This is a genomic window from Streptomyces sp. NPDC046203, from assembly GCF_040646255.1.
Lineage (GTDB): Bacteria > Actinomycetota > Actinomycetes > Streptomycetales > Streptomycetaceae > Streptomyces.
In genome coordinates this window covers 137,994-158,996 of record NZ_JBEYZX010000010.1, presented here as the reverse complement: position 1 = coordinate 158,996, position 21,003 = coordinate 137,994, and the positions used below count along the sequence as shown (strand labels likewise).

Sequence of the window (21,003 nt, the reverse complement as noted above, 5' to 3'; positions counted from 1 at the left end):
GTCGCACCCTCCGATCCCGAAGACTGGATGAACGACGATGCATCGGTACAGGTCCCACACCTGCGGCGAGCTCCGCGCCTCTGACGTCGGCACCGACGTCCGGCTGAGCGGCTGGCTGCACAATCGGCGCGACCTGGGCGGCATCCTCTTCATCGATCTGCGCGACCACTACGGCATCACCCAGCTGGTCGCCCGCCCCGGCACGCCGGCGGCCGAGGTCCTCGACAAGCTGACGAAGGAGACGGTCGTCCGCGTTGACGGCAAGGTCGTCTCGCGTGGCGCCGAGAACATCAACCCGGAGCTGGCCACCGGCGAGATCGAGATCGAGGCCGCCGACATCGAGGTGCTCGGCGCGGCCCAGCAGATCCCGTTCACCATCAACACCGACGACGGTGTGAACGAGGAGCGGCGCCTGGAGTACCGCTTCCTCGACCTGCGCCGCGAGCGCATGCACAAGAACATCATGCTGCGGTCGGCGGTCATCGCCTCGATCCGCTCCAAGATGGTGGCCCTCGGCTTCAACGAGATGGCGACCCCGATTCTCACCGCCACCTCCCCCGAGGGCGCGCGTGACTTCGTGGTCCCGTCCCGTCTGAACCCGGGCAAGTTCTACGCGCTGCCGCAGGCCCCGCAGCAGTTCAAGCAGCTGCTGATGATCTCGGGCTTCGACCGCTACTTCCAGATCGCGCCCTGCTTCCGCGACGAGGACGCCCGCGCCGACCGCTCGCCGGGCGAGTTCTACCAGCTCGACGTCGAGATGAGCTTCGTCGAGCAGGAGGACGTCTTCCAGCCGATCGAGAAGCTCATGACCGAGCTCTTCGAGGAGTTCGGCGGCGGCCGTCCGGTCAGCAGCCCGTTCCCGCGGATCCCGTTCCGCGAGTCCATGCTCAAGTACGGCAACGACAAGCCGGACCTGCGCACCGACCTCGAACTCGTCGACATCACCGACGTCTTCGCGGACTCGGAGTTCAAGGCGTTCGCCGGCAAGCACGTCCGTGCGCTGGCCGTCCCGGACACCGGTGACCAGCCGCGGAAGTTCTTCGACGGCCTCGGCGACTTCGCCGTCTCCCTCGGCGCCAAGGGCCTGGCCTGGGTCCGCGTCGGCGAAGGCAACGCCCTGACCGGCCCGATCGCCAAGTTCCTCACCGAGGACAACGTCAAGGTCCTCACCGAGCGCCTGGGCCTCGCGCCCGGCCACGCCGTCTTCTTCGGCGCGGGCGAGTTCGACGAGGTCTCCAAGATCATGGGCCCGGTCCGGGTCGAGGCCGCCAAGCGCGCCGGCCGCTTCGAGGAGAACGTCTTCCGCTTCGCGTGGATCGTCGACTTCCCGATGTACGAGAAGGACGAGGAGACCGGCAAGATCGACTTCTCGCACAACCCCTTCTCGATGCCGCAGGGCGGCCTTGAGGCCCTGGAGACCCAGGACCCGCTGGACATCCTCGGCTGGCAGTACGACATCGTCTGCAACGGCATCGAGCTGTCGTCCGGCGCGATCCGGAACCACGAGCCCGCCATCATGTTCAAGGCGTTCGAGATCGCGGGCTACCCGCGCGAGGTCGTCGAGACCGAGTTCGCGGGCATGCTGCGCGCCTTCCAGTTCGGCGCCCCGCCGCACGGTGGCATCGCCCCGGGTGTCGACCGGATCGTCATGCTCCTCGCCGACGAGCCGAACATCCGCGAGACCATCGCCTTCCCGCTCAACGGCAACGCGCAGGACCTGATGATGGGCGCCCCGACGGAACTCGACGAGTCCCGCCTCAAGGAGCTGAACATCGCCCTGCGCAAGCCGGTCGAGTCGAAGGTCGTCGACGGCGGCCGCCCGGTCACGGAGTCGGTCCACCCGGACGCCGCGCGCGGCTGAAGCCGGCTGCTTGAAGTGGCTGACGCCGGTGTAGGCGCCGGGAGGCGCTGGTAAGGCACCGGCGGTAGGTGTTCGAAGGGCCCGGGCCCGTACGCGAGACGTACGGGGCCGGGCCCTTTGTTGTGCGGGGGACTAGTCGTCCTCGAGGGTGAAGATTCCCTCGACTGAGGTGACCGTGGCGGCGCGCCGGACCCACTGGTCCAGTAGGCCGAGGTCGTCGCAGGTGGTGATCCGCTCACGGGCATCAGTGGGGACGGCGATGCCGCGTGCGTCAAGGACGGCCAGGATGAATTTGGCCCCCTGCTGGGCACGCCCCTGGGCACGCCCCTCGGCACGCCCCTGGGCGCGCCCCTCGTCCCGGATCTCTTCCGAGATGAACGACTTGTAGAAGGACAGGTCCACGGCCACCAGCTTCCTCCAGAACTCTCTGGCCGGGCGGTTGCCCAGCCCCTGCGCGGTGAATTCGATGATCGGGTCGGCGACCTCTTCGGGGACGCCTTGCAGAGCGGTGGAGAGGGTTTTCAGTATGGCATCAATGTCCGGATCGCCCGCGTGCGTGATGGCCGACAGAGTGGCCAGCGCCAGGTCCGCCCGCGCCTCGGCGGGGTCGGTGATGACCGGCATGTTGTGGGGGCCGACGACCACCGGCCGGATGGTGAGGGTGGGCATGTGGGGCGGCCCGCTGTGCACCGCTCGTCCGGCCCATTCGGCGGTGGTGCGGTCCTGGCAGACGACGAGCAGGGCGGTCGGCAGCCGGTACTTCGTCCACAGATACGCCGTGTAGTACGCCCAGCTCGCCGGCTTTGCCGTGTCCTTCTTCCCCTGCGCCTCGATGGCGAGGAGCAGCGAGCCGTCGTCCGCGCTGTCGAGGCGCAGGAGGGTGTCCACACGGCGTTCGACGGGGGCGGACTCGGTGAGGTCGGTGGGCAGGACCGTCACTTCGACGGGTGGGGGAAGGGGAAAGCCGAGCATCCTCGACAGGCGGCTGAACAGCCTCAGATCGTGCTGGAAGATGCGGTGCATCGCTTCATGAGTCGAGCTGACCATGGGTGTCCTTGTGTTGGCAGCCGGGGCAGCATCCGGGCTCCGCGCCGCGGAACGCGCGGTCGCAGCGTTCGCAGTTCTGGAGCGGGAGGAGCGGGAGCTGTTTCGCCCTGACGGGCCGGAAGGGTGGTGGTGGGGGGAGGTTCGCGGTGAGTCGGTGGGCGAGCAGGGCCGCGGGGCGGTGCAGGGGGTACGGGAGGCGGTCGGTCAGGGCGTGGACGACGGCGTCGGCCGAGGCGTCCCGCTCCAGCCAGGCGATGACACCGGGGGTGAGGTGTTCGGTGTCGGTCCCGGAGAGCAGCAGGCGGGGGTTCACGCGTGCGAGACGGGCGAGGATCTCCGCTGCTGTCAGGAGGAGTTCGGGCGGGAGGGAGGACGGAGCCGGTACGTCGGGCAGCGCGCGGCGCCGGGCCTCCGGCCGTGACCGGTGGCGGGGCGGACGCACGGCTTCCGGCGCGGACGCGGGTACGGGTGCGGGTACGGGTACGGGCCCGGATGCGGGATCGGGCGCCGCTACGGGGGTGACGCCAGGCGCGGGCTGGGGCACGGGGCCAGGTACGGGGTCAGGTACGGGCCGGGGCTCGGGCGCGGGCGCCGAGACCTCCGGCTCAGGGACCGGCTCCGGCGCAGGCTCGGGGATCCACTCCGGGATCCACTCAGGGATCGACTCAGGGATCGACTCGGGGACCCGCTCGGGCTCCCGCGGGGGCGGTACGGGCGGCCCCACCGCCTCAACCGCCGTGCCATCCCCGCGACTTGCCCCGCCCGCCCCGGGCTCCGCCCCTCCCGCCGACCGGTCGTGACAGGCGGCGTCGAGGGCGCGGCGGCGGGCCGGGTTGTTGCAGGAGATCAGGTGGGTGGCGACCTGTCCCTTGGCCCCACGCAGACGGGGTCGGTTCATGTAGCCGTGGGCTTCCAGCTCGCGCAGAGCGTCGGCGATGACGATCGCACCCTCGGGGAACCGCTTGGCGAGGTGCTTGATGTCGGCGGGAGCACCGGCGGGCAGCGACTGGAGGTGCGTGGAGAGGCCGATGGCCACCAGCGACAACTCCCCATGCTGAGCGAGGTGGTTGCCGACCATGACGAAGCCGTCGTCGTGCCGGAAGTTGTCGTGCTGGATTCCTCCGGCCCCGGAGGAGTGGTTTTTCCGCGTGCCACGGGACGTGCGGCCCGCGCGCAGGCTAGGGTTCTTGCTATCCATCGGGAAGCTGTTCTTCCTCGTTGGTCAGGCCCTCGCCCTGGGATCGCAACTCCCGGCGAGGGCCGACGTATGTCTGGGGTCGTTCTGGCGTGAGCGTAGAACAAGGGACCCGCCCAAGCGCCAGCTGTGTCGGCATATTTCACCCCTGCGAGTGATCAGCCCCTGGCGGAGGGAAAGGGTGGGTTTGGTTGGGGTTCTTTCCCTCCGTGGTTCTTTGGTTGGTAGGCGCCCGAGCCACCGGAGCACGGCGCACCGTGCTCCGGTGAATGCCCCGTTCCACTCCGCGTGCGGCGGGCTCCCGAGTGACTGTCCTGCCCTTGTCCCGGTTGTCTCGGTCGCCCGAACCGTTGGTGTGGGTAGGGCCGTTGCGTCGGACAGGACGGAAGAGAGGGTGCGGCATGACAGCGGAAGAGCCCGGCTGGGAAGTGGACCCGGACGACGACTGGGGCGTGGCCGTCATCACGACCGTGGGCAGGCAACTGAAACTGCGCCGGGAGGCGCTGGGCATGCGGGCCGCGGACTTCGGATCGGAGGTCGGCTACAGCGAGGACATGATCTACAAGATCGAGGGCGGCCGGCGGATCCCCCGCCCCGAGTTCCTGGACGAGGCCGACGACATCCTGCGCGCCGACGGGCTGGTGAAGGCCATGAAGGCGGACGTGGCGAAGGTCTTCTACCCCAAGAAGGTCCGCGACCTCACCAAGTTGGAGGCGCGGGCGGTGGAGATGAATCTCTACGACCCGCTCAACATCCACGGTCTGCTCCAGACCCCCGACTACGCGCGCGGGTTGCTGCGGATGCGGCGGCCGGCGTACACGCGGAACGAGGTCGATCGGTACGTGTCTGCCCGCGTCAACCGGCAGGCGATCTTCGAACGACGAGACCCATTGCCCGAACTCAGTTTCGTACTGGAGGAGTGGACGCTTCGGCGCCCCCTGGGCGGAAGAGAGCTGCTACGCAAGCAGCTCGAACATCTGCTTGTCATCGCCGAGTTGCCGAACGTCGAGCTTCAACTCATGGGTATGGACCGCGAGGAACACGCGGGCGTGGACGGCAGCATTGAGGTGCTGAAGTTCTTCGACGGCTCGGCGATGGGGCGTTCACCCGTCGTCTCCAACGGCCGGCCAGTGACTGAGCCTCGCCAGCTCCGTATCCTGGAACTGCGCTATGGCATCATCCGGGCGCAGGCTCTCAGCCCTCGGGAGTCCGCCCTCGTCATCGAGCAACTGCTAGGAGAGACGTGATCGACAACCTCTCGGCCGGGGAAGTTTCCGAACCCGCTTGGTTCAAGAGCAGCTACAGCAGTGGCAGCGAGGGCGACTCCTGCGTGGAGGTCGCCACCACCGCCGCCGCGATCCACATCCGCGACTCGAAGAACCTCCCGGGCCCGCAGCTTGCCCTCGCACCCGCCGCCTGGTCGGACTTCGTCTCGTACGCCTCCGCACGTTGACGAAGTCGCCGAGCCCGATACCCCCCGCCTGGTATCCGCCGAGCTCCATCGAGCACGGCCTCCACCAGGCACGGCTGCGCGGGGACGTGTCCGCCTACTACGACCTGGTCGCCCAGGCGGACCTGTACCTCGCGCAGCCGCGCGCCTACGCCGACGCGAACCCCGACTCGTCGCAGTTCGCGCCTCGTTGGAATCCGCGGACGCGGACGATGTGCATCGACGTCTACACCGCCGGAATGCTTCCGCTGCCCGTACCGGACCCGGTGTTCAAGGCCCACAGCCTCGCCTGGTTCGCGGAGGTCTGGGACTCCGGCGATCCCCCGTACCTCATCGTGAACCCGGGCAGTCCGTGCGAGGGCGTCCTGCACGCCGGACCGGAGGGCCGGGCCCACTGGCTGGCGTCGGACGCGCGGCGCCAACGCCCGGTCGGCATGCCCCAGCCCGGCGTCCACACCCTGATGGTGGGCGGCGCCCTCCACGGAGAGGTCGCCTTCGGTCTGGCCGCCGGCGCGCACATCTTCGTGAACAACGCCGAGTTCTGGAACTCGATGGCGTACCACGGCGCCGGCTACACCCGCGAGAAGGAGATGCTCGAGGAGTGGTGGGGCGTCACCACGCGGACCAAGTGGCTGGAGTATGTGGACCAGTTGCTGCGGGCCGACATGGTGAGCGAACTCTGGGAGTACGCCCTCGGCCTGCGCCACACCACCGGCCCTCTCACCCCCGACGAGTGGCACGAGGCCGCCGACCGCGCCCTCCAGGTCCGCCACGTGGGCGCGTCCGCCGCGTACCTCCACCGGACCATCGACAGCATCGTCACCTACGAGACCCGCTTCCGCGCCGACGGCTTCCTCGCGGGCGACGCGATCGTCCGTACGGTCAAGGCATGGGACTACGGCCGCGCGTCCGGCATGGCCCGCTGGGGCGTCTCCACCCGCCTCGGCACCCTCGCCGAGGCCGAGGCAGCAGTCCACCGCGCCGGCCGCCTCGTCCACTCGACCTACGACTCCTGGGCCGACTTCTCCGCGTCCTACGCCCTCGGCCGCTGTCTCCACTTCGACGAGGGCGAATTCGGCAAGTGGTACGACACCATCCTCGCCACCCACCACCTCCTCACCACGGACCCCACCAGCCCCTGGCTCAACCTCCCCTGGGCTTGACAGCACCGGTCCGTGACTCCGGTTTCTGCCAGGAATGTGCAAGGGCCCATTCGCCGTTCACAGGTAGGAGAGGTCGCCTCCGTAGCCGATGAACTGACTGATTCGGTCCTGCGCGGATTTCCCCCCCAGTACATCACATGCATGAGAAATGCGTGTGAGAATCGAACTGTATTGGCGGGAGGGGCAGAAGACGGCAAAGCCTGCGTCGGGATGCTTGTTCAATGGGATCACGGGAAGCAGGTCCATGGTTGTACACGCCTGCACATAGGTCGAAACTATGTCGCGCCGAATTCCCTCAAGTTCTTCACTGTTGCTGAAGTCGCGATGCAGTGAGAAATGTGACTCCATTATTGCGCTTGCCTGCAGCCAGGAACTTGATTCCGTGCGCCTTGATCCGATGGCCAGGGCGAACCCTGACGAGCGAGCGGAGAGGCTGCTGATGAAGCGTCCCGCGGTTTCGGGGAGGAGTGGCTCTCTGGCGAAGGTGGATTCCATGTAAGGGAGCATGGGGAAGGTCTGCAGGGAGAGGCGCTCTATGTCCCGTCGGGCGATTGTCCCCTCCTTCTTTCCGGTTGCGTCCGGATCGCCGCCGCGTTGCGGACGCATGGCAGCTTTCCAGGTGAAGGCTTCGCTCTGTCCGAGAGCGGGAAGGACGGTGGACCATGTGTCCGTCTCCCTCTCAGGCGGGCAGAAAACCCAGATCGTGCCTACGTTTGGCAAAGGGCTGTTAAGGGATGAGATCGAGGATCCGATCTCATCTGGCGCCCAGTGTTGAAGGCCGACTGCGGTGTACTTTTCATTCCGCACTTCGAGGAACTCCTTTCAGGCCCCATCCAGAGTTCATGTCGCCATAGTACACATGCTCTCCATTGGGTCCATGGTAGTGGGGGAGGGACCATGTCTCCAGGGCAGGTTCCTTTTCCCGGAAGTAGTGGCCGTTGGAGTGGTGATGGAATTCCACCGGATTCCCATTTCTGTCGATCGCGCTTATTTCCTCCCAGGATTCGCCTTTAGGTCCCTTCAGGTTGTCGTTCTTTCCATGCATATTTTCGCGGTGTGTATATGAAGAATCCTCGATGTCGAATCGTCGAAGTATCTCTTGCCAGGCCGATTCGTGATCGGGGAAATGTACATCGCCCCTGGCCTTGTTCAGGGGGATATGCTTCTCAGGTCCGCCGATGGGGCATGCCATCAGCCCCAGCGGGTCGCTCCACGTGTGCGGATTGTGGACGTACGTCGCCGGGTTCGGGGCCGGGGCCAGGCCCAGGGGGTCCGGGGTGAGGTAGCGGGCCGGTTCGGGGTCGTAGTAGCGGAAGAAGTTGTAGTGCAGGCCCGATTCGGGGTCGAAGTACTGGCCCGGGAAGCGCAGCGGCGTGTACGCGGTCGCCGCGCGGGTCCAGGCGGTGGTGCCCCAGAGGGTGCTGCGGGCGCGCCAGGCCAGTTCGCCGGACTCGTCGACGAGTTCGGTCGGGGTACCGACGAGGTCGGTGACGATGGCGAAGAAGCGGGTCTCTTCGGTGTCGCGGCGGCGTTCCGTCTGGGACAAGGGGCGCAGGCCCGCATGGTCCCAGGTGAGGGTCACGCTCTCGGTGGACTGCTCGCACAGTGTGGTGCCGTCCCAGGTGAAATGGACGGTCTCCGTGGGCGAATGCTTGGAGACACGGCGGCCGAGCGGGTCGTAGGCGTAGCGCCACTCGGTGCCGTCCGGAGTGGTCACCGAGGTGAGACGGTCCTCGGCGTCCCAGGTGTAGTGCCAGGTGTCGGGCTTACGGGAGAGGCGCGTTTTGCGGCGGGAGGTGACCCGGCCCAGGGCGTCGTGCTCGTAGCGGACCGCACCCGCCCGGGTGATCCGGGTGCCGGTGTAGGAGCGCGTGCCGGTGGCGTCGGAGCCGGGGCCGGGCCAGGCTGCGTCCGTCTGGTTGCCGGCCTCGTCGTAGACGTAGCGCTCGGTCCAGCGGTCCGCGTGGACCGCTGTCACCCGGCCCGCCGCGTCCAGGTCGAAGCGGCGCGGGCCGGCGAGCTCGTCGTCGATGCCGACAAGGCCGCCGTCGGGACGGTAGTGGTAGGCGCGGTGCTGAAGACGGCGGCCCCGGCCCGTCACTTCGTGGGAGGCGAGTCGTCCCGCCTCGTCGAAGGAAGAGATCAGGGAAGTGAAGTCGCCTAATGTGCGGGTGAGTTCGCGCCCAGCCGGATCGTGTTCGAAGGAGATCTTCCGTCCGGAAGCGGTCAGTTCGCCGCATCGCCCGGCCGCGTCGTAGGACCAAGTGCTCACCGCTCCGCCCGGTGTGGTCCGGCCGGTCCGGCGCCCCGCCGTGTCGTAGGTGAAGGACAGGGTCCGGCCGTCGACGGTCTCCGACAGAAGACGCCCGTACCGGTCCCGTAATCGTGTCAGTGTCGCGTCCGGGCCGGCGGCGACGGCGAGTTCGTCGAAGATGTCGTAGTCGTACGTCGTGACCGCGCCGTCCGCGTCCTTGCGAACCACCTGCCCGAGCACGTTCCGCTCGTAGCTCACCCGCCGGCCGAGCGTGTTGGTGCGGGAGGCCAGCCGCCCGGCCGCGTCGTAGGTGTAGCTCAGCGTGCGGCCGTCGAAGTCCGTCTCCGACGCGGTGCGGCCGCCTCCGTCATAGGAGTAACTCCAGCTCATTCCCTGCGGGTTGGTGACCGAGGTGAGCTGAAGCGCGGCATCGTGCGTGAAGGTGTGGCGCGTCCCGTCCGGGTCGGTGCGGGAGGTCGGGAGATCGAAGGCGCCATAGGTGAAGCGGGTCGTGCCGCCGATGGGATCGGTGTGGACAAGGCAGTTGCCCTCGCCGTCGTACGTCCACGACTCCACGGCCCCGTCCGGGGTGGTCCGGCGGGCCAGACGGCCTTCGACCGTCCACTCCAGTTCGGTCCGGGCGCCCAGCGGATCCGTGAAGCGGATCGTTCGACCGAAGGGGTCTCGTTCGTAGTGACTCGTCGCACCCAGAGGGTCGGTGACCGCCATGGGCAGACCAGCCGGGTCGCTGTGGACGCGGGTGACCGCGCCCAGCGGATCCGTGACGGCGGTGATGCGCCCGCGGTCGTCGTACGTGAACGCGGTGCGCGCGCCCGAAGGGCTCGTCACGGAGGTCCGGTTGCCACGTTCGTCGTACGTCTGCCGGAGCCTGTTGCCGTCGGGGCCGGTGATGCGTACCGGTAGTCCCAGCTCGTCGTACTCGGCGCCGGTGGTCCGGCCGTCGGGGCGGGTGACGGTGGTCAGCCGGCCCTCGCGGTCGTAGGCGAATCGGGTGACGTGGCCGAGCGGGTCGGTGCGCGAGAGTTCCCGGCCCCGGGCATCGTGCGTGTACCGGGTGACCGCGCCATCGGGCTCGGTCACCGCGGTGACCAGGGCACGGTCGTCCACCTCGTAGCGGGTCGTGCGGCCGAGGGCGTCCGTCAACGTCGTCTCGCCCGCCGCCCCCTCCCCGGCGGGCCACGTGAAGTGGCCGGCCATGACGCCGTCGCGGCCCGACTGGAACACACAACGGTGCCGGTCGTCGTAGACGTTCTCGTAGTGGACGCCGTTGCTGTCGGTCCAGGAGGTCATCCGGCCGAGCTCGTCGTAGCCGAAGAGTGTCGCCAGGCCGGAGGAGTCCGCGACGGACGTCAGATGACTGTCGGTGTAGCCGTAGTGCCGTACCTCCTGGGTGCCCAGGTACAGGGCGGTGATCCGGGACCCGTCCGTCGCCAGACGCAGCCGGTATCCGGCGTGGTGCGCGATGTCGGTGGGCGTGCCGTGTTCGTCGTACCCGAAGGTGATCCAGTTGCCGTTGCGGTCGTCGATCTGGACGAGCACGGCTTCCGTGCCGTCCTCGGAGACGGCGAAGCGGCGGACGACACCGGACCGCGGATCGGTGACCGTGTACGCGCCGCCCTCTCCCTCCCGGTCCAGTGACCAGCGGCTGATGCCGTGCGTCGGCAGTACCGGTACGCCCGGTGCCGGATGAGGGAACGCGAGGACGCCGCCGTCCTCGCGGAGCAGGAGCACGCCCTCCGAGTCGATCTCCAGGCGCTGATCGAGCGTGCTCGCCCAGCTCGGACCGAACCATCGGCCCGAGCGGTAGGCGGACTCGAAGGTGCGGTTGAGGACGAGCGGGAGCGAGGCGGGCAGGGACAGGTCTGTCTGGGGCAGGAGGAACCGGCCGGTGGCCATGTCGACCGGGTCGTTGCCGGTGTGGCACTGCCCGGGTTCGCGGCTCGACGCATGAGGACTCTCGCCATAGGACCCGCGGGCCGGCGCCTTGATGTCCTCCAGCCGACGGGCCTGCCGGGCGGCGCTCAGGGACTTCGCCGCGCCGGCACCCTTCGAGCCGAGTATGTCGGGCAGCAGACGGCCGAGAAATTCGCTCGGGTCGCTCTTCAGCGCTTCCCAGGCACCCGTCAGGACCCGGTCCGGGTGCGCGACGGTGGAGGCGATCCCGGCCAGGGTCATGCTGGTGCCGTCAAGGAAGGCGGCCGGGTGCGTGAGGTTGTACGCGTCCATGGGGTTGATCGCGCGGACGAAGTTGGTCGTGCCGATGGCGCCCTTCAAGACACCACCGCCGACGTGCAGCAACTCCGTCCCCGCCGCGATGGCCGTGTCTCCGGCGGCCATCCCCAGCCGGTCCCGCGCGGACGGGGTGGCCGGGGCATGTGCGAGGGCCGAGGCGATCGCTCCCTTCGCCCGTTCGGCGGCCTCGTCGCGCTGACGGCGGACGTCCGCCAGAAGCTCGCGCGCATGGGCGCGCTGCCGGTCGCCCGGGTCGACGGGCTCGCCGGCGGACGCGACGTTCAACTGCGACGGATGTTCGGCATGCTCCTTTGCCGCCTGGCGGGTCGCCTCGTCGCCCTGCCGGTAGAGCTCGATCGCCTCGTACGCCTTGCCCTGTGCCCAGGTCACCGTGTGCGCGTACGCCTCCAGCGCGTTCGCCGCGGACTCGAAGGCGTCGGAGGCGCGTTGCCACTCCTGGGGGAGGAGATGGAGCTTCTTGGCGAATGCCTGCTCCGCCTTGCCCCTCCAGCCTTCGCTGCCCAGGGCGTTCAGACCCCTGCCCACACCGGTGAAGGCGGATTGGAAATCGCGGAGGTTCGTCACCGTGTCGGTGATGTCCCCGGCCTTCCCGTGGATCAGTTCGTGCGGGTCGGTGGTCGTACCGAGCTCCGCTTCGCGGACCTCCGCTCCGAGCCAGGAGGCCGCACCGTCGCCCCAGTCCTGGAGGGCTTCGCCGAAGGCGCCGGCGCCCGCGTTCTTGAGGCGGTCCCCGAGGGCATCGGTGGCGGCGTCGACGCCCTCGCCGGCCTTGCGCATACCCCAGTCGATGCCCCGGCCGACGATGTCGGCGCCCTTGTCGAATATCTCTCCGAAACCCGCCATGGGTCAGCGATCCCCCCAGAACGGTTCCTGCGCCTGCTGGATCGCCCCCTGGCTGGGGTTCAGCTTGTCGCGCAGCTTCGCGTCCATCTCTTCGCGCGTCTTTGGATCGATCATGCCGGTGGCGGTGAATTGGTCGAGCGAGCTCTCGCCGAGGTCGTATCCCGTGTCCTGCCAGGTCTGGTCGACATGTTCCTTGGCGGCGAGGAGAGACCGCGAACTCCAGTCCGGGTCGCTGAAAGACGGCTGGAGGAGCTCGTCCCAGCTTCTCTTCTTGGCTTCGTCCTCGGACAGGTGCGGGTTTCCATTGATCCCGTTGCCCACGATCTTGAGCGTGTCCTTGACGTACTGCTCCTGCTCGTGGACCGCTCCGCCGGTCAGCCCGATCGCCGCGGCGAGCGTGTTCGCCCGCTGCATGAGATCTCGTACGCCCCAGCCCCACCGTTCGCAGAATGTCTCGAACTGATGGGCCAGCCCCTGGTGTCCCACCTGTATTCCGGTCAAGGAGAGTTGCGAGAAGCCGCGCCCGGTGACCGCGGTCTGCCCGGGCATCAGATCCTTCAGTTCCCCGTGGGCCCGATCGAGCCCTTGGGCGATCATCTTGAGCGCGTTGTCGCTTGCCTGGAGATCCGGGTCGGGTCCGCTCATCGCTCACTCCCGTGTTCCGTCCGGGCCTGAGCCCGGCGCCCCGTTCCCGGGTCGCTTCCGGGGCCCGGCCCGAGATCCATGGCCGCCGACTCCGGTACGACTCCTTCGACAGGAGGGAACAGCACCCCGTCGTCGCTGCCCGGGTCCAGGGCCACGCCTGCCGGTGTGCCGGATTCGACCAGCTGCGGAACCAGTACGTCGAGAAGCCGGGCCCCGAGAAGCGTGCGGTACTCCCACGGACGGCCGGCGTCACCCTGTGCGTGAGCGAACCGGGCCAGCTCCTGCTCGCCCGAGAACGCGCAGATCCACCGCACGCCGCCGTACTCGGCCGTCCACAGGCTGCCGTGCGGGTCGATGGGAACGAGGACGGCCATGCGCCTGAACTCCCCTAATAAAGCCGCGAATCGGCGCCGGGCCGCGTTGATCGCAACAGTCGATGTCATGTGATCCCCCCTCGCGTGATCGTGGCACGCGCGCGTTTCCGATTGCGATCGATTCGGATTTCCTTGGCTGAAAAACGAGGGATTGTCCGTCAGCTCAGCGGGCGGCGCATTTCGTCGCGGATCTTGAGCGTGGTGCGCGCGGCCTTTTCCAGGTCGACGGTGAACGGGTCCTGCCCGGCGGAGCGGGCCGTCACCTCGCTGACGGAGGCGCTGGTGTTGTCGTCGGCCCAGACGCACACGGGGAAGACGATCGGGGATCCGCCGCCCGACTGGGTCCGGGAGAGGATCTGGCAGCTCACCTCGGTGTCAGCGCCGGCCGGGGTGAAGTTCTCCGGAGGGACGACCACCGTGACTCCGTTCGCCTCGCCCCCGCCCTTGAGCATCTTGTCGCGAGCGAGGGCCGGGTCGCTGATGCGCCCGTACAGACCGGAGACGACGAGGACACCCGTGTCGGTCTTGCCGGTCGCCGTGTACTGGGCCACCACGCCTTTGGGGTCTTGGATGTTGGACTCGTCCGCGTTCGCGATTCCCGAGTTCGCCTGCTCGGACAGGTCGTCGGCGAGGGTGTAGTGGCCGCCGAGGAGGGTCGGGGGGAGAGCGAGACGGTGGGTCGCCGCCGGGGCCGAGCCGGAAGAAGGGGCACCGGCGCCGCGCACGACATGGCTGCCGATCCAGGAGAGCAGCATCAGGACGAGAACGGCCGCGCCCGCGATCGCGAGGTCACGGGCCTTGCGGTTCTTCAGTGGTGGGCCGGGAGGCGGGGGAGGCGGGTAGCCGTACCCGTAGGGGTTCGGTGCCGAGGGCGCGTACGGGGAGGGGTACGGGGGCCCGTACGGGGCTGGGGCCGGGGCCGGGGCGGGAGGCGGGGCCGGGTAGCCGTACGGAGACGGTTGCGGTGGCGCGGGCGGCTGCTGCCCGTACCCGGGTGGGGGCGGGGGTGGAACCGGGCCCGGCGGCGGGCCGTAGGCGGGGTGTGGAGGCTGCGTTCCCGGGGGCGTTTCCGGGGGCGGAGTCGACATGGCACGCACCGTACGGACCGCGTGGTGCCGGACGGCCGGGTTCGGCCACCCGGAGGCAGGGGCCGGAAACGGCGGTGGCCGCCGGTCTCCCGAGGGAGAGCGGCGGCCACCGGGACGTCCGGGGGACGTCAGTCCTTCTTCGGGTCCTCCAGGCGCGGGAAGAGCACCGCGCCCTTCGTCACCGTCGCGCCTGCCGGGAGCAGGCCCCAGTTGCCCGCGTCCTGGACCGGCTGGGCCGCCAGGGCGCCCAGGGCGGCCTCGGCGCCGAGCGAGTCCCAGAGCTTCTGGGAGGTCTCCGGCATGATCGGGTTCAGCAGGACCGCGACCCCGCGCAGCGCCTCGGCGGCCGTGTACAGGATGGTCGCCAGCCGGGCCTGGCCCGCCTCCGACTCGTCCTTCGCGACCTTCCAGGGCTCCTGCTCGGTGATGTAGCCGTTGACCTGCTTCACGAAGTCGAAGATCGCCAGGATGCCGGCCTGGAAGTCCAGCTCCTCGCCGATCTTGGCGTCGGCCAGGGCCACGGCCCGCGCGAGGCCCTCCTGGACCGCCTTCTCCGCGTCGCCGTCGGCCGTGGCCGCCGGCAGCGCGCCGCCGAAGTACTTGCCGACCATGGCCGCCACGCGCGAGGCGAGGTTGCCGTAGTCGTTGGCGAGCTCGGAGGTGTAGCGGGCGGAGAAGTCCTCCCACGAGAACGAGCCGTCCTGGCCGAACGCGATCGCGCGCAGGAAGTACCAGCGGTACGCGTCCACGCCGAAGTGCGAGGTCAGGTCCTGCGGCTTGATGCCGGTCAGGTTCGACTTCGACATCTTCTCGCCGCCGACCATCAGCCAGCCGTTCGCCGCGACCCGCCCGGGCACCGGCAGACCCTGCGCCATCAGCATCGCCGGCCAGATCACCGCGTGGAAGCGCAGGATGTCCTTGCCGATGAGGTGGACGTCCGCCGGGAACGTCTCCTCGAACTTCGCCGGGTTCTCGTTGTAGCCGACGGCCGTCGCGTAGTTCAGGAGCGCGTCGACCCACACGTAGATGACGTGCTTGTCGTCCCACGGGATCGGCACGCCCCAGTCGAACGTCGAACGCGAGATCGACAGGTCCTGGAGACCCTGCTTGACGAAGTTCACGACCTCGTTGCGGGCGCTCTCCGGCTGGATGAAGCCCGGGTTCGACTCGTAGAACTCGATCAGCTTCGGGCCGTACTCGCTCAGCTTGAAGAAGTAGTTCTCCTCCTTGAGGATCTCCACCGGCTTCTTGTGGACGGAGCACAGCTTGGTGCCGTCCTCGGCCTCGATGAGGTCGCCGGGGAGCTTGTACTCCTCGCAGCCCACGCAGTACGGGCCCTCGTAGCCGCCCTTGTAGATCTCGCCCTTGTCGTACAGGTCCTGCACGAACTCCTGGACGCGGTCCGTGTGACGCTTCTGGGTGGTGCGGATGAAGTCGTCGTTGGCGATGTTCAGGTGCTCCCAGAGGGGCTTCCACGCCTCCTCGACGAGCTTGTCGCACCACTCCTGGGGGCTGACGCCGTTCGCCTCCGCGGTGCGCATGATCTTCTGACCGTGCTCGTCCGTGCCGGTGAGGTACCACACCTTCTCACCACGCTGGCGGTGCCAGCGGGTGAGCACGTCGCCTGCGACGGTCGTATAGGCGTGGCCCAGGTGAGGAGCGTCGTTGACGTAGTAAATGGGGGTCGTGACGTAGAACGCCTTCGAGCCCTGCTTCTCGGATCCAGTGGCCGCCATGCTGCGAATTTTAACGGCCGGATCGTGCCCTTCTCACATGCTTAAGTCCAGGGCCGGGCGGGTACGGCCATCGGCCCCTGATCCGGGTCCGATCCGGGGTTCCGATCCGGGACGGGTCGGGGGTGGCTCAGGGGTGGCTCAGGGACGGGTCGGGGGTGGGTCGGGGGTGGCTCAGGAGGGGCGGAGACGGATCCGGCCGACCCTGACGGGGTGGTCAGGGCCGGCCGGGTCGGGTCAGACGGGTCGGGTCGGTCAGGTCAGGCGGGTCAGCCGGGTCCGGTCAGGATCAGAGGGACCAGTCGGCGAGCAGGCCGCGGTAGAAGGCGGTGTGCGCGGTCTCGGCCGGCGCCGGGCCCGCGAAGTGGACGGCGGTACGGGGCGCGGCCAGCTTGCGGTGGTAGTCGAACGCCTTCGTCTCCTCCTCGCCCCACACCGTGAACCGCCAGTGCACCTCGTACGGGCGTTCCGCCGCCTCCGCCAGCGCCTGGGCGGCCGCGGTCTTCGACTCGGGCGCGCCGTCCGTCTGGAACACGACCAGGGCCGGCCGGGCCGGGTCCGCGCTCTTCTCGTGCAGGGCCAGGACCTCCTCCACGGCGCGGTGGTACGTGGTGCGGCCCATCCGGCCGTACGTCGCGTTCAGCTCGTCCACCCGGGTCGGGGTGAGGTCGGCCGGACGCAGCTCGGCGGTGCCGTCGATGTCGGTGGAGAAGAAGACGGCGGTCGCCGTCGCGTCCTCGGACAGATGGGCCGCCAGCGCGACCGTCTGCTCGGCCAGCCGCTGGACCGAGCCGTCCTTGAAGTACGGACGCATCGAGCCGGAACGGTCGACCACCAGGTACACCGCCGCCCGCGCGCCCGTCAGACCCTGCTTCTTCAGGACCGTGCCGGCCGCCTTGTACGCGTCGGTGAGATGCGGCGCCGCCGCCTTCACCCGCGCGAGGGAAACGGCGGGACGGGCCTGCGGCTCCTCGGGGGTGAGGGAAGCCGACTCCTCGGTGGCCTGGGGCTCGGTGATCTCCGGCTCGGTCGGCTCGGGCTCGGTGGCCTCGGGCTCGACGATCTCGGGCTTGGTGGCCTCCGGCTCGGTCGGCTCGGGCTCGGCGGCCTCGGCGGCCGCGAGGGGTTCCGGCTCGGACTCCGGCTCCGGCTCCGGCTGCGGCTCGGGTGCGGGCTCGGTCTCGGCCTGGGGCTTGGTGGCCTCGGGCTCCTCGGCCGGGGCCGCCTGCTCAGTGGCCTCGGGCTCGGGCTCGGGCAGGGACGCCTCGACGGCCGGCTGCTCCGTTTCCGGCTCCGACTCGACCACCGGCTCCGGGTCCGGCTCCGGCGTCTCCTGGCGGGCGCGGGGGATCTGGGGGTTGTCGAAGGACGCCGCCACCAGGTCCGCGGCGGCGCGCTCGGCGGCGGACTGGGCGGGGACCACCACCGGCTTCGTGGGCTCGGCAGGAGCCTCCGGCTCCGCGGGGGTCTCGGGCTCGGCGCGGTGCTCCGGCTCCGGGGTGGCGGGGGCGGCCGTCGTCGGCGCCTCGGCCGGCTCTTCGACGGGCGCCTCGGCGGTCTTCGCCGCCGCCTGCTCCGTCACCTGCTCCGTCGCCTCGGGCTGCTCCGGCTGCTCGGACTTCTCAGGCGACGCGGGTGCCTCGGCCGGCGCGGCCGGCTCCGTCGACTCGGCGACCGTCTTCGCCTCCGGAGCCATGGTCGTCTCGGGGGCCGTGCCCTTCGGCTCAGCCCCCGGCTCCGCCGTCGCCTCGGTCGGCGCCTCCGTCGTCGTCTCCGTCTCCGGGGGATCCGCCTGGGCCGGTACAAGGGCGGCCGGGGTGGTGTCGGTCGTGCGGTCGCGGCCGAAAACCTTGCGCAGCAAGCTCCGGATACCCATGGGCGTACCCCTTCGGATGAGTCGGGTGCGGTGTGCGTCCTCGTCCCGGGCATCCATGGCCAGGGCGGACACGTAAGGTTATCGGCCACCTCGGCCCGCCCCTACGACCCGCCCCGCGACCCGCCTCTGTGCCGTCCGGGCGCCGCGCGTGGCCTGTTCGTACGATCGCGTCGCATTCCGCCCGTACCGGAGTCTTCCGGGGCCGGCCTCAGCCCGCGCTCCACGGCCCGGGATCCCCGCCCGCGCCCCCGCCCGCTCCCGTCCTCAGGCTTTCCCGGAACCGTACGAGCTGCTCCTCCGGTTCGCCCGTGTACACCCACGGCACCCAGGCCGCCTGCTTGCCGAGCAGCCCCAGGACGTTCCACGCCACGTCCGCCTGGCCCGCGTAACAGGCCGCATGGGCAAGGTAGTTGAGCTCCGCCACCTCCTCCGGGGCCGCCGGTGCGCCCGGTGGGCGGCCGCCGACCCAGCGGGCGTACGTCCGGCGCAGCTCCGTCACCGCCAGCTCGTGTTTCCAGTGCTGGTCGAACCCGCGCACCGGGCCCCGGCCGAGGGCCCCGTCCACGATGTAGCGGTACTCCTCGACCCGGGCGATCTGGACGAGGACCGGCAGCGGCGATCCGGGCGGGGCCACGCCCGCCGCGTCCCGCGCGAAGTCGTACATGGCGCCGTGGGTGCCGTGCCAGCGGGCCGACCAGTAGCGCAGCAACTGGGTGTGGCCTTCCAGGTGGTACGGGTCGCGGCGGCGCAACTCGTCGAACCAGCAGCGCAGTTCGCGGCGCGGCACCCCGCCCTCGTACAGTCGCGCGACCGACAGCAGCGACGCCCACGGCATGGGGTCGGCGGGCGCCGCCTTCGTCGCCGCCAGACAGATGTCGGCGGCGGCGTCGATCCGGCCGCGGTCGACCTTCGCGCCCCGGCCCGCGGCGATGGCCGTGTCGAAGACCCGCACCACCTCGGTAGCGGCGCGCAGCACCGTCATGTCCGGGTTCCCCGGTTCGGCCGCCCGCCACGCCTCGACGGCCGAGGTGCCGGCGGCGGCGTGCGAGAGCAGGCGCACCCGGTGGGTCCGGCGGGCCCAGTCGTTCCCGGTGGCGGCGAGCAGGTCGCGGATGCCCTGCCAGCGGCCGATGACCAGGTCGTGCCGGGCCTGGGTGAGCGGCCGGTCGCCGAAGTCCGGGTCGAAGTCCGGGACGAAACGGCTCTGTCGGGCCGTGCGCGATGGGCGGCGGAGAGCGGCCATCCGGATCCCCCCTCGGGGACGGAACCGTGTGAGAGCGGCCCGTCGGATCGTCGGAATCGGGTGCGTGCGGTGGGCAGTCGGTGGAGGTCGGCGGAAGGCGGTCGAGGTCGGCGGGCAAGTGGGCGGTGAAAGAGGGCTGGTGATCCGATGCCTGCGTCGAATGCCTTATGGAAGAAGCCTGTTGTGGAAGCCTTGGGGCGACTCCCCGCCCTCGGTCATCGGATCACGAGGGGCCGGTGTTCTGGCAAGAGGGGGAAACCACCCGGCGGGTTCCGCCGGGCCCCAGGACCAGGTGACGGGGCCGGTCCAAGGGCCGGCGGCGGCTCAGAAGTCGGTCGCGAGCGACTGCTCCTCGCGGCGCGCGCGGGGCGAGTGCGGTGCGCCGGAGGATTCCGCCGCCGCGAGCACGTCGACCGCGTCGAGCCGGGCCGGCCGGTAGTACGAGCTGCCCTTGCGCCAGTACAGGAGCATCAGCGGCACTCCCGCCGCGAGCCCGCCGAGGCCGACCACCAGGGCGGCGCCCGACAGTTCGCCCAGCGACTGGAAGAAGACCCACAGCATGAACGCCGAGCCGAGCAGCGGCCAGGCCGCGCCGAGCACGAACTCCCGTACGGAGGTCAGCACCAGCTTCCGGTACGCCACCACGGCCGCGAAGCCCGCGAGGGCGTAATAGAGCGCGATCTGAAGGCCAATGGCGCTCACACCGGTCTGCAGCGCCTCGGTGACCGACCCGGCGGCCATCGCCGCGGCCGCGAACATGCCGAGCGCGACGACGCCGACGGTGACGATCGCGACCCACGGGGTGTTCCAGCGGCGGTGCACGGTGCCCAGGGCCGACGGCAGGGTGCGGTCGCGGCCCATCGCGAACAACGAGCGGGTGGCCTGGAGCAGGGTGGTCTCCAGCGTCGCGACGGTCGACAGCAGCGCCGCAAGGACCAGCAGCTTGCCGCCGACGCCCGGCCAGACCTCCTCGCCGAGCACGGCGAGCACGTTCGTGCCGCTCCCCTCGATGCGGTCCGCGCTCAGCAGCACGTTGACCGCCACCGTGAACGCCACGAAGAGGAGGAAGACCACGCCGGTGCCGACGAGCGCGGCGAGTCCGGCGGTACGGCGGCTGTCGCGGGTCTCCTCGCTCAGGTTGCTGGTGACGTCCCAGCCCCAGTAGTAGAACGCGGCGATCAGCGCGCTCGACGCGAAGCCGGAGGCACCGCCGAAGTGGCCGAAGCCGAACCAGGACCAGTCGAAGGCGGTGGCGTGGCCGCGGTGGGCGAGGATGCCCACGATGAAGACGAGCAGGATCGCCATCTCGACGCCGGACATCAGGAGTTGGGCGCGTACGGTGAGCCGCGCACCGCCCAGCACGATCAGCAGCATCACCACGAACCAGCCCGCGCCCACCGCGCAGGACAGCAGCGTGTCGTCGGCGAGCGCGGGGTCGACGAGGGAGAGCGTGAGGGAGCCGGCGGGCAGCGAACCGGCGACCATGAAGACGGTGGCGGCGAAGGCCAGCGCCCAGCCGGACAGGAAGCCGAGGAACGGGTGCAGGGTACGGCCGACCCACGAGTACGCGGCGCCCGCGTTGACGTCGATCCGGCCGAGGCGCGCGTACGCGAGGACGATGCCGAGCATGGGTATCGCGCAGTAGAGCAGCGCCGCGGGGCCGGCCAGGCCGGCCGTGCCGAAGAGGACGGCGGTCGTCGCGGCGAGCGAGTACGCGGGGGCGCTGCCGGCGATGGCCATCAGGGTCGTGTCGAACGTGCCGAGGGCATTGGGCTGCAGACCCCTGCCCGGGCCCTTCGCGGGGCCGCGGCCGGGGCGCCTGCCGGAAGTGGTGCGCATGACGTTGTCCTCGGGGCGCGTGGTGGGGGGACGGGCGGGAGAGCGGAGCGCGAGGTGAAGAGGGCGAAGTGACCGTGTCCGTGCCGAACGCCGAGCGGGACGTGAAAGCGGTGTGGAT

15 protein-coding genes are annotated in these 21,003 nt (G+C 69.9%); 4 read left to right on the top strand and 11 right to left on the bottom strand.

The window, feature by feature from the left end:
* Positions 1-37: 37 nt before the first annotated feature.
* Positions 38-1,861, top strand: a complete 1,824-nt coding sequence (gene aspS, locus ABZ990_RS11755) for an aspartate--tRNA ligase (protein WP_361229081.1) — start codon at positions 38-40, stop codon at positions 1,859-1,861.
* A gap of 132 nt (positions 1,862-1,993) precedes the next feature.
* On the opposite strand, the gene ABZ990_RS11750 is transcribed toward aspS, so the two are convergent.
* Positions 1,994-2,908: a hypothetical protein gene (locus ABZ990_RS11750; protein ID WP_361229078.1), complete on the bottom strand. Its 915-nt coding sequence runs from the start codon at positions 2,906-2,908 to the stop codon at positions 1,994-1,996.
* Positions 2,889-4,106: a helix-turn-helix domain-containing protein gene (locus ABZ990_RS11745; protein WP_361229075.1), complete on the bottom strand. Its 1,218-nt coding sequence runs from the start codon at positions 4,104-4,106 to the stop codon at positions 2,889-2,891. Before ABZ990_RS11745 ends, ABZ990_RS11750 begins: the two co-directional genes overlap by 20 nt.
* Before the next feature lie 398 nt (positions 4,107-4,504).
* Here ABZ990_RS11745 and ABZ990_RS11740 point away from each other — a divergent pair, with 398 nt between their 5' ends.
* The 3 genes from ABZ990_RS11740 to ABZ990_RS11730 are packed head-to-tail and all read left to right on the top strand — an operon-like array spanning position 4,505 to position 6,716.
* On the top strand, positions 4,505-5,350 hold the full coding sequence (locus tag ABZ990_RS11740; protein WP_361229073.1) for a helix-turn-helix transcriptional regulator: 846 nt from the start codon (positions 4,505-4,507) through the stop codon (positions 5,348-5,350).
* Positions 5,347-5,556, top strand: coding sequence for a DUF397 domain-containing protein (locus ABZ990_RS11735; protein ID WP_361229070.1), 210 nt, complete (start codon positions 5,347-5,349; stop codon positions 5,554-5,556). The genes ABZ990_RS11740 and ABZ990_RS11735 overlap by 4 nt, the downstream gene beginning before the upstream one ends.
* The gene (locus ABZ990_RS11730) at positions 5,553-6,716 is read left to right on the top strand and encodes a DUF1266 domain-containing protein (RefSeq protein WP_361229068.1); all 1,164 of its coding nucleotides are present in this window, start codon (positions 5,553-5,555) and stop codon (positions 6,714-6,716) included. The genes ABZ990_RS11735 and ABZ990_RS11730 overlap by 4 nt, the downstream gene beginning before the upstream one ends.
* Positions 6,717-6,773: 57 nt before the next feature.
* On the opposite strand, the gene ABZ990_RS11725 is transcribed toward ABZ990_RS11730, so the two are convergent.
* The 9 genes from ABZ990_RS11725 to ABZ990_RS11685 all read right to left on the bottom strand — a co-directional run bounded on the left by ABZ990_RS11725 (position 6,774) and on the right by ABZ990_RS11685 (position 20,885).
* Positions 6,774-7,523, bottom strand: a complete 750-nt coding sequence (locus ABZ990_RS11725; RefSeq protein ID WP_361229065.1) for a hypothetical protein — start codon at positions 7,521-7,523, stop codon at positions 6,774-6,776.
* Positions 7,513-12,087 carry a putative T7SS-secreted protein gene (locus tag ABZ990_RS11720; RefSeq protein WP_361229062.1) on the bottom strand — a complete coding sequence of 1,525 codons (4,575 nt, stop codon included), beginning with the start codon at positions 12,085-12,087 and terminating at the stop codon, positions 7,513-7,515. The genes ABZ990_RS11725 and ABZ990_RS11720 overlap by 11 nt, the downstream gene beginning before the upstream one ends.
* 3 nt (positions 12,088-12,090) lie before the next feature.
* Positions 12,091-12,732, bottom strand: coding sequence for a hypothetical protein (locus tag ABZ990_RS11715; protein WP_361229059.1), 642 nt, complete (start codon positions 12,730-12,732; stop codon positions 12,091-12,093).
* Positions 12,729-13,175, bottom strand: coding sequence for an SseB family protein (locus tag ABZ990_RS11710; RefSeq protein ID WP_361229056.1), 447 nt, complete (start codon positions 13,173-13,175; stop codon positions 12,729-12,731). Before ABZ990_RS11710 ends, ABZ990_RS11715 begins: the two co-directional genes overlap by 4 nt.
* 89 nt (positions 13,176-13,264) lie before the next feature.
* Entirely contained in the window at positions 13,265-13,861 is a 597-nt protein-coding gene (locus tag ABZ990_RS11705) for a hypothetical protein (RefSeq protein ID WP_361229053.1), read from the bottom strand.
* A 461-nt stretch (positions 13,862-14,322) separates the two neighbouring features.
* The gene (metG, locus tag ABZ990_RS11700) at positions 14,323-15,930 is read right to left on the bottom strand and encodes a methionine--tRNA ligase (protein WP_361229050.1); all 1,608 of its coding nucleotides are present in this window, start codon (positions 15,928-15,930) and stop codon (positions 14,323-14,325) included.
* A gap of 286 nt (positions 15,931-16,216) precedes the next feature.
* On the bottom strand, positions 16,217-17,803 hold the full coding sequence (locus tag ABZ990_RS11695; protein WP_361229047.1) for a VWA domain-containing protein: 1,587 nt from the start codon (positions 17,801-17,803) through the stop codon (positions 16,217-16,219).
* Positions 17,804-18,011: 208 nt separating this feature from the next.
* Positions 18,012-19,046 (bottom strand): hypothetical protein, encoded by a 1,035-nt coding sequence (locus tag ABZ990_RS11690; protein WP_361229044.1) that lies wholly within the window; start codon positions 19,044-19,046, stop codon positions 18,012-18,014.
* 324 nt (positions 19,047-19,370) lie between these two features.
* A complete protein-coding gene (locus ABZ990_RS11685) occupies positions 19,371-20,885 on the bottom strand; it encodes an APC family permease (protein WP_361229041.1) in 1,515 nt (504 codons plus the stop codon).
* Between the last annotated feature and the right edge of the window lie 118 nt (positions 20,886-21,003).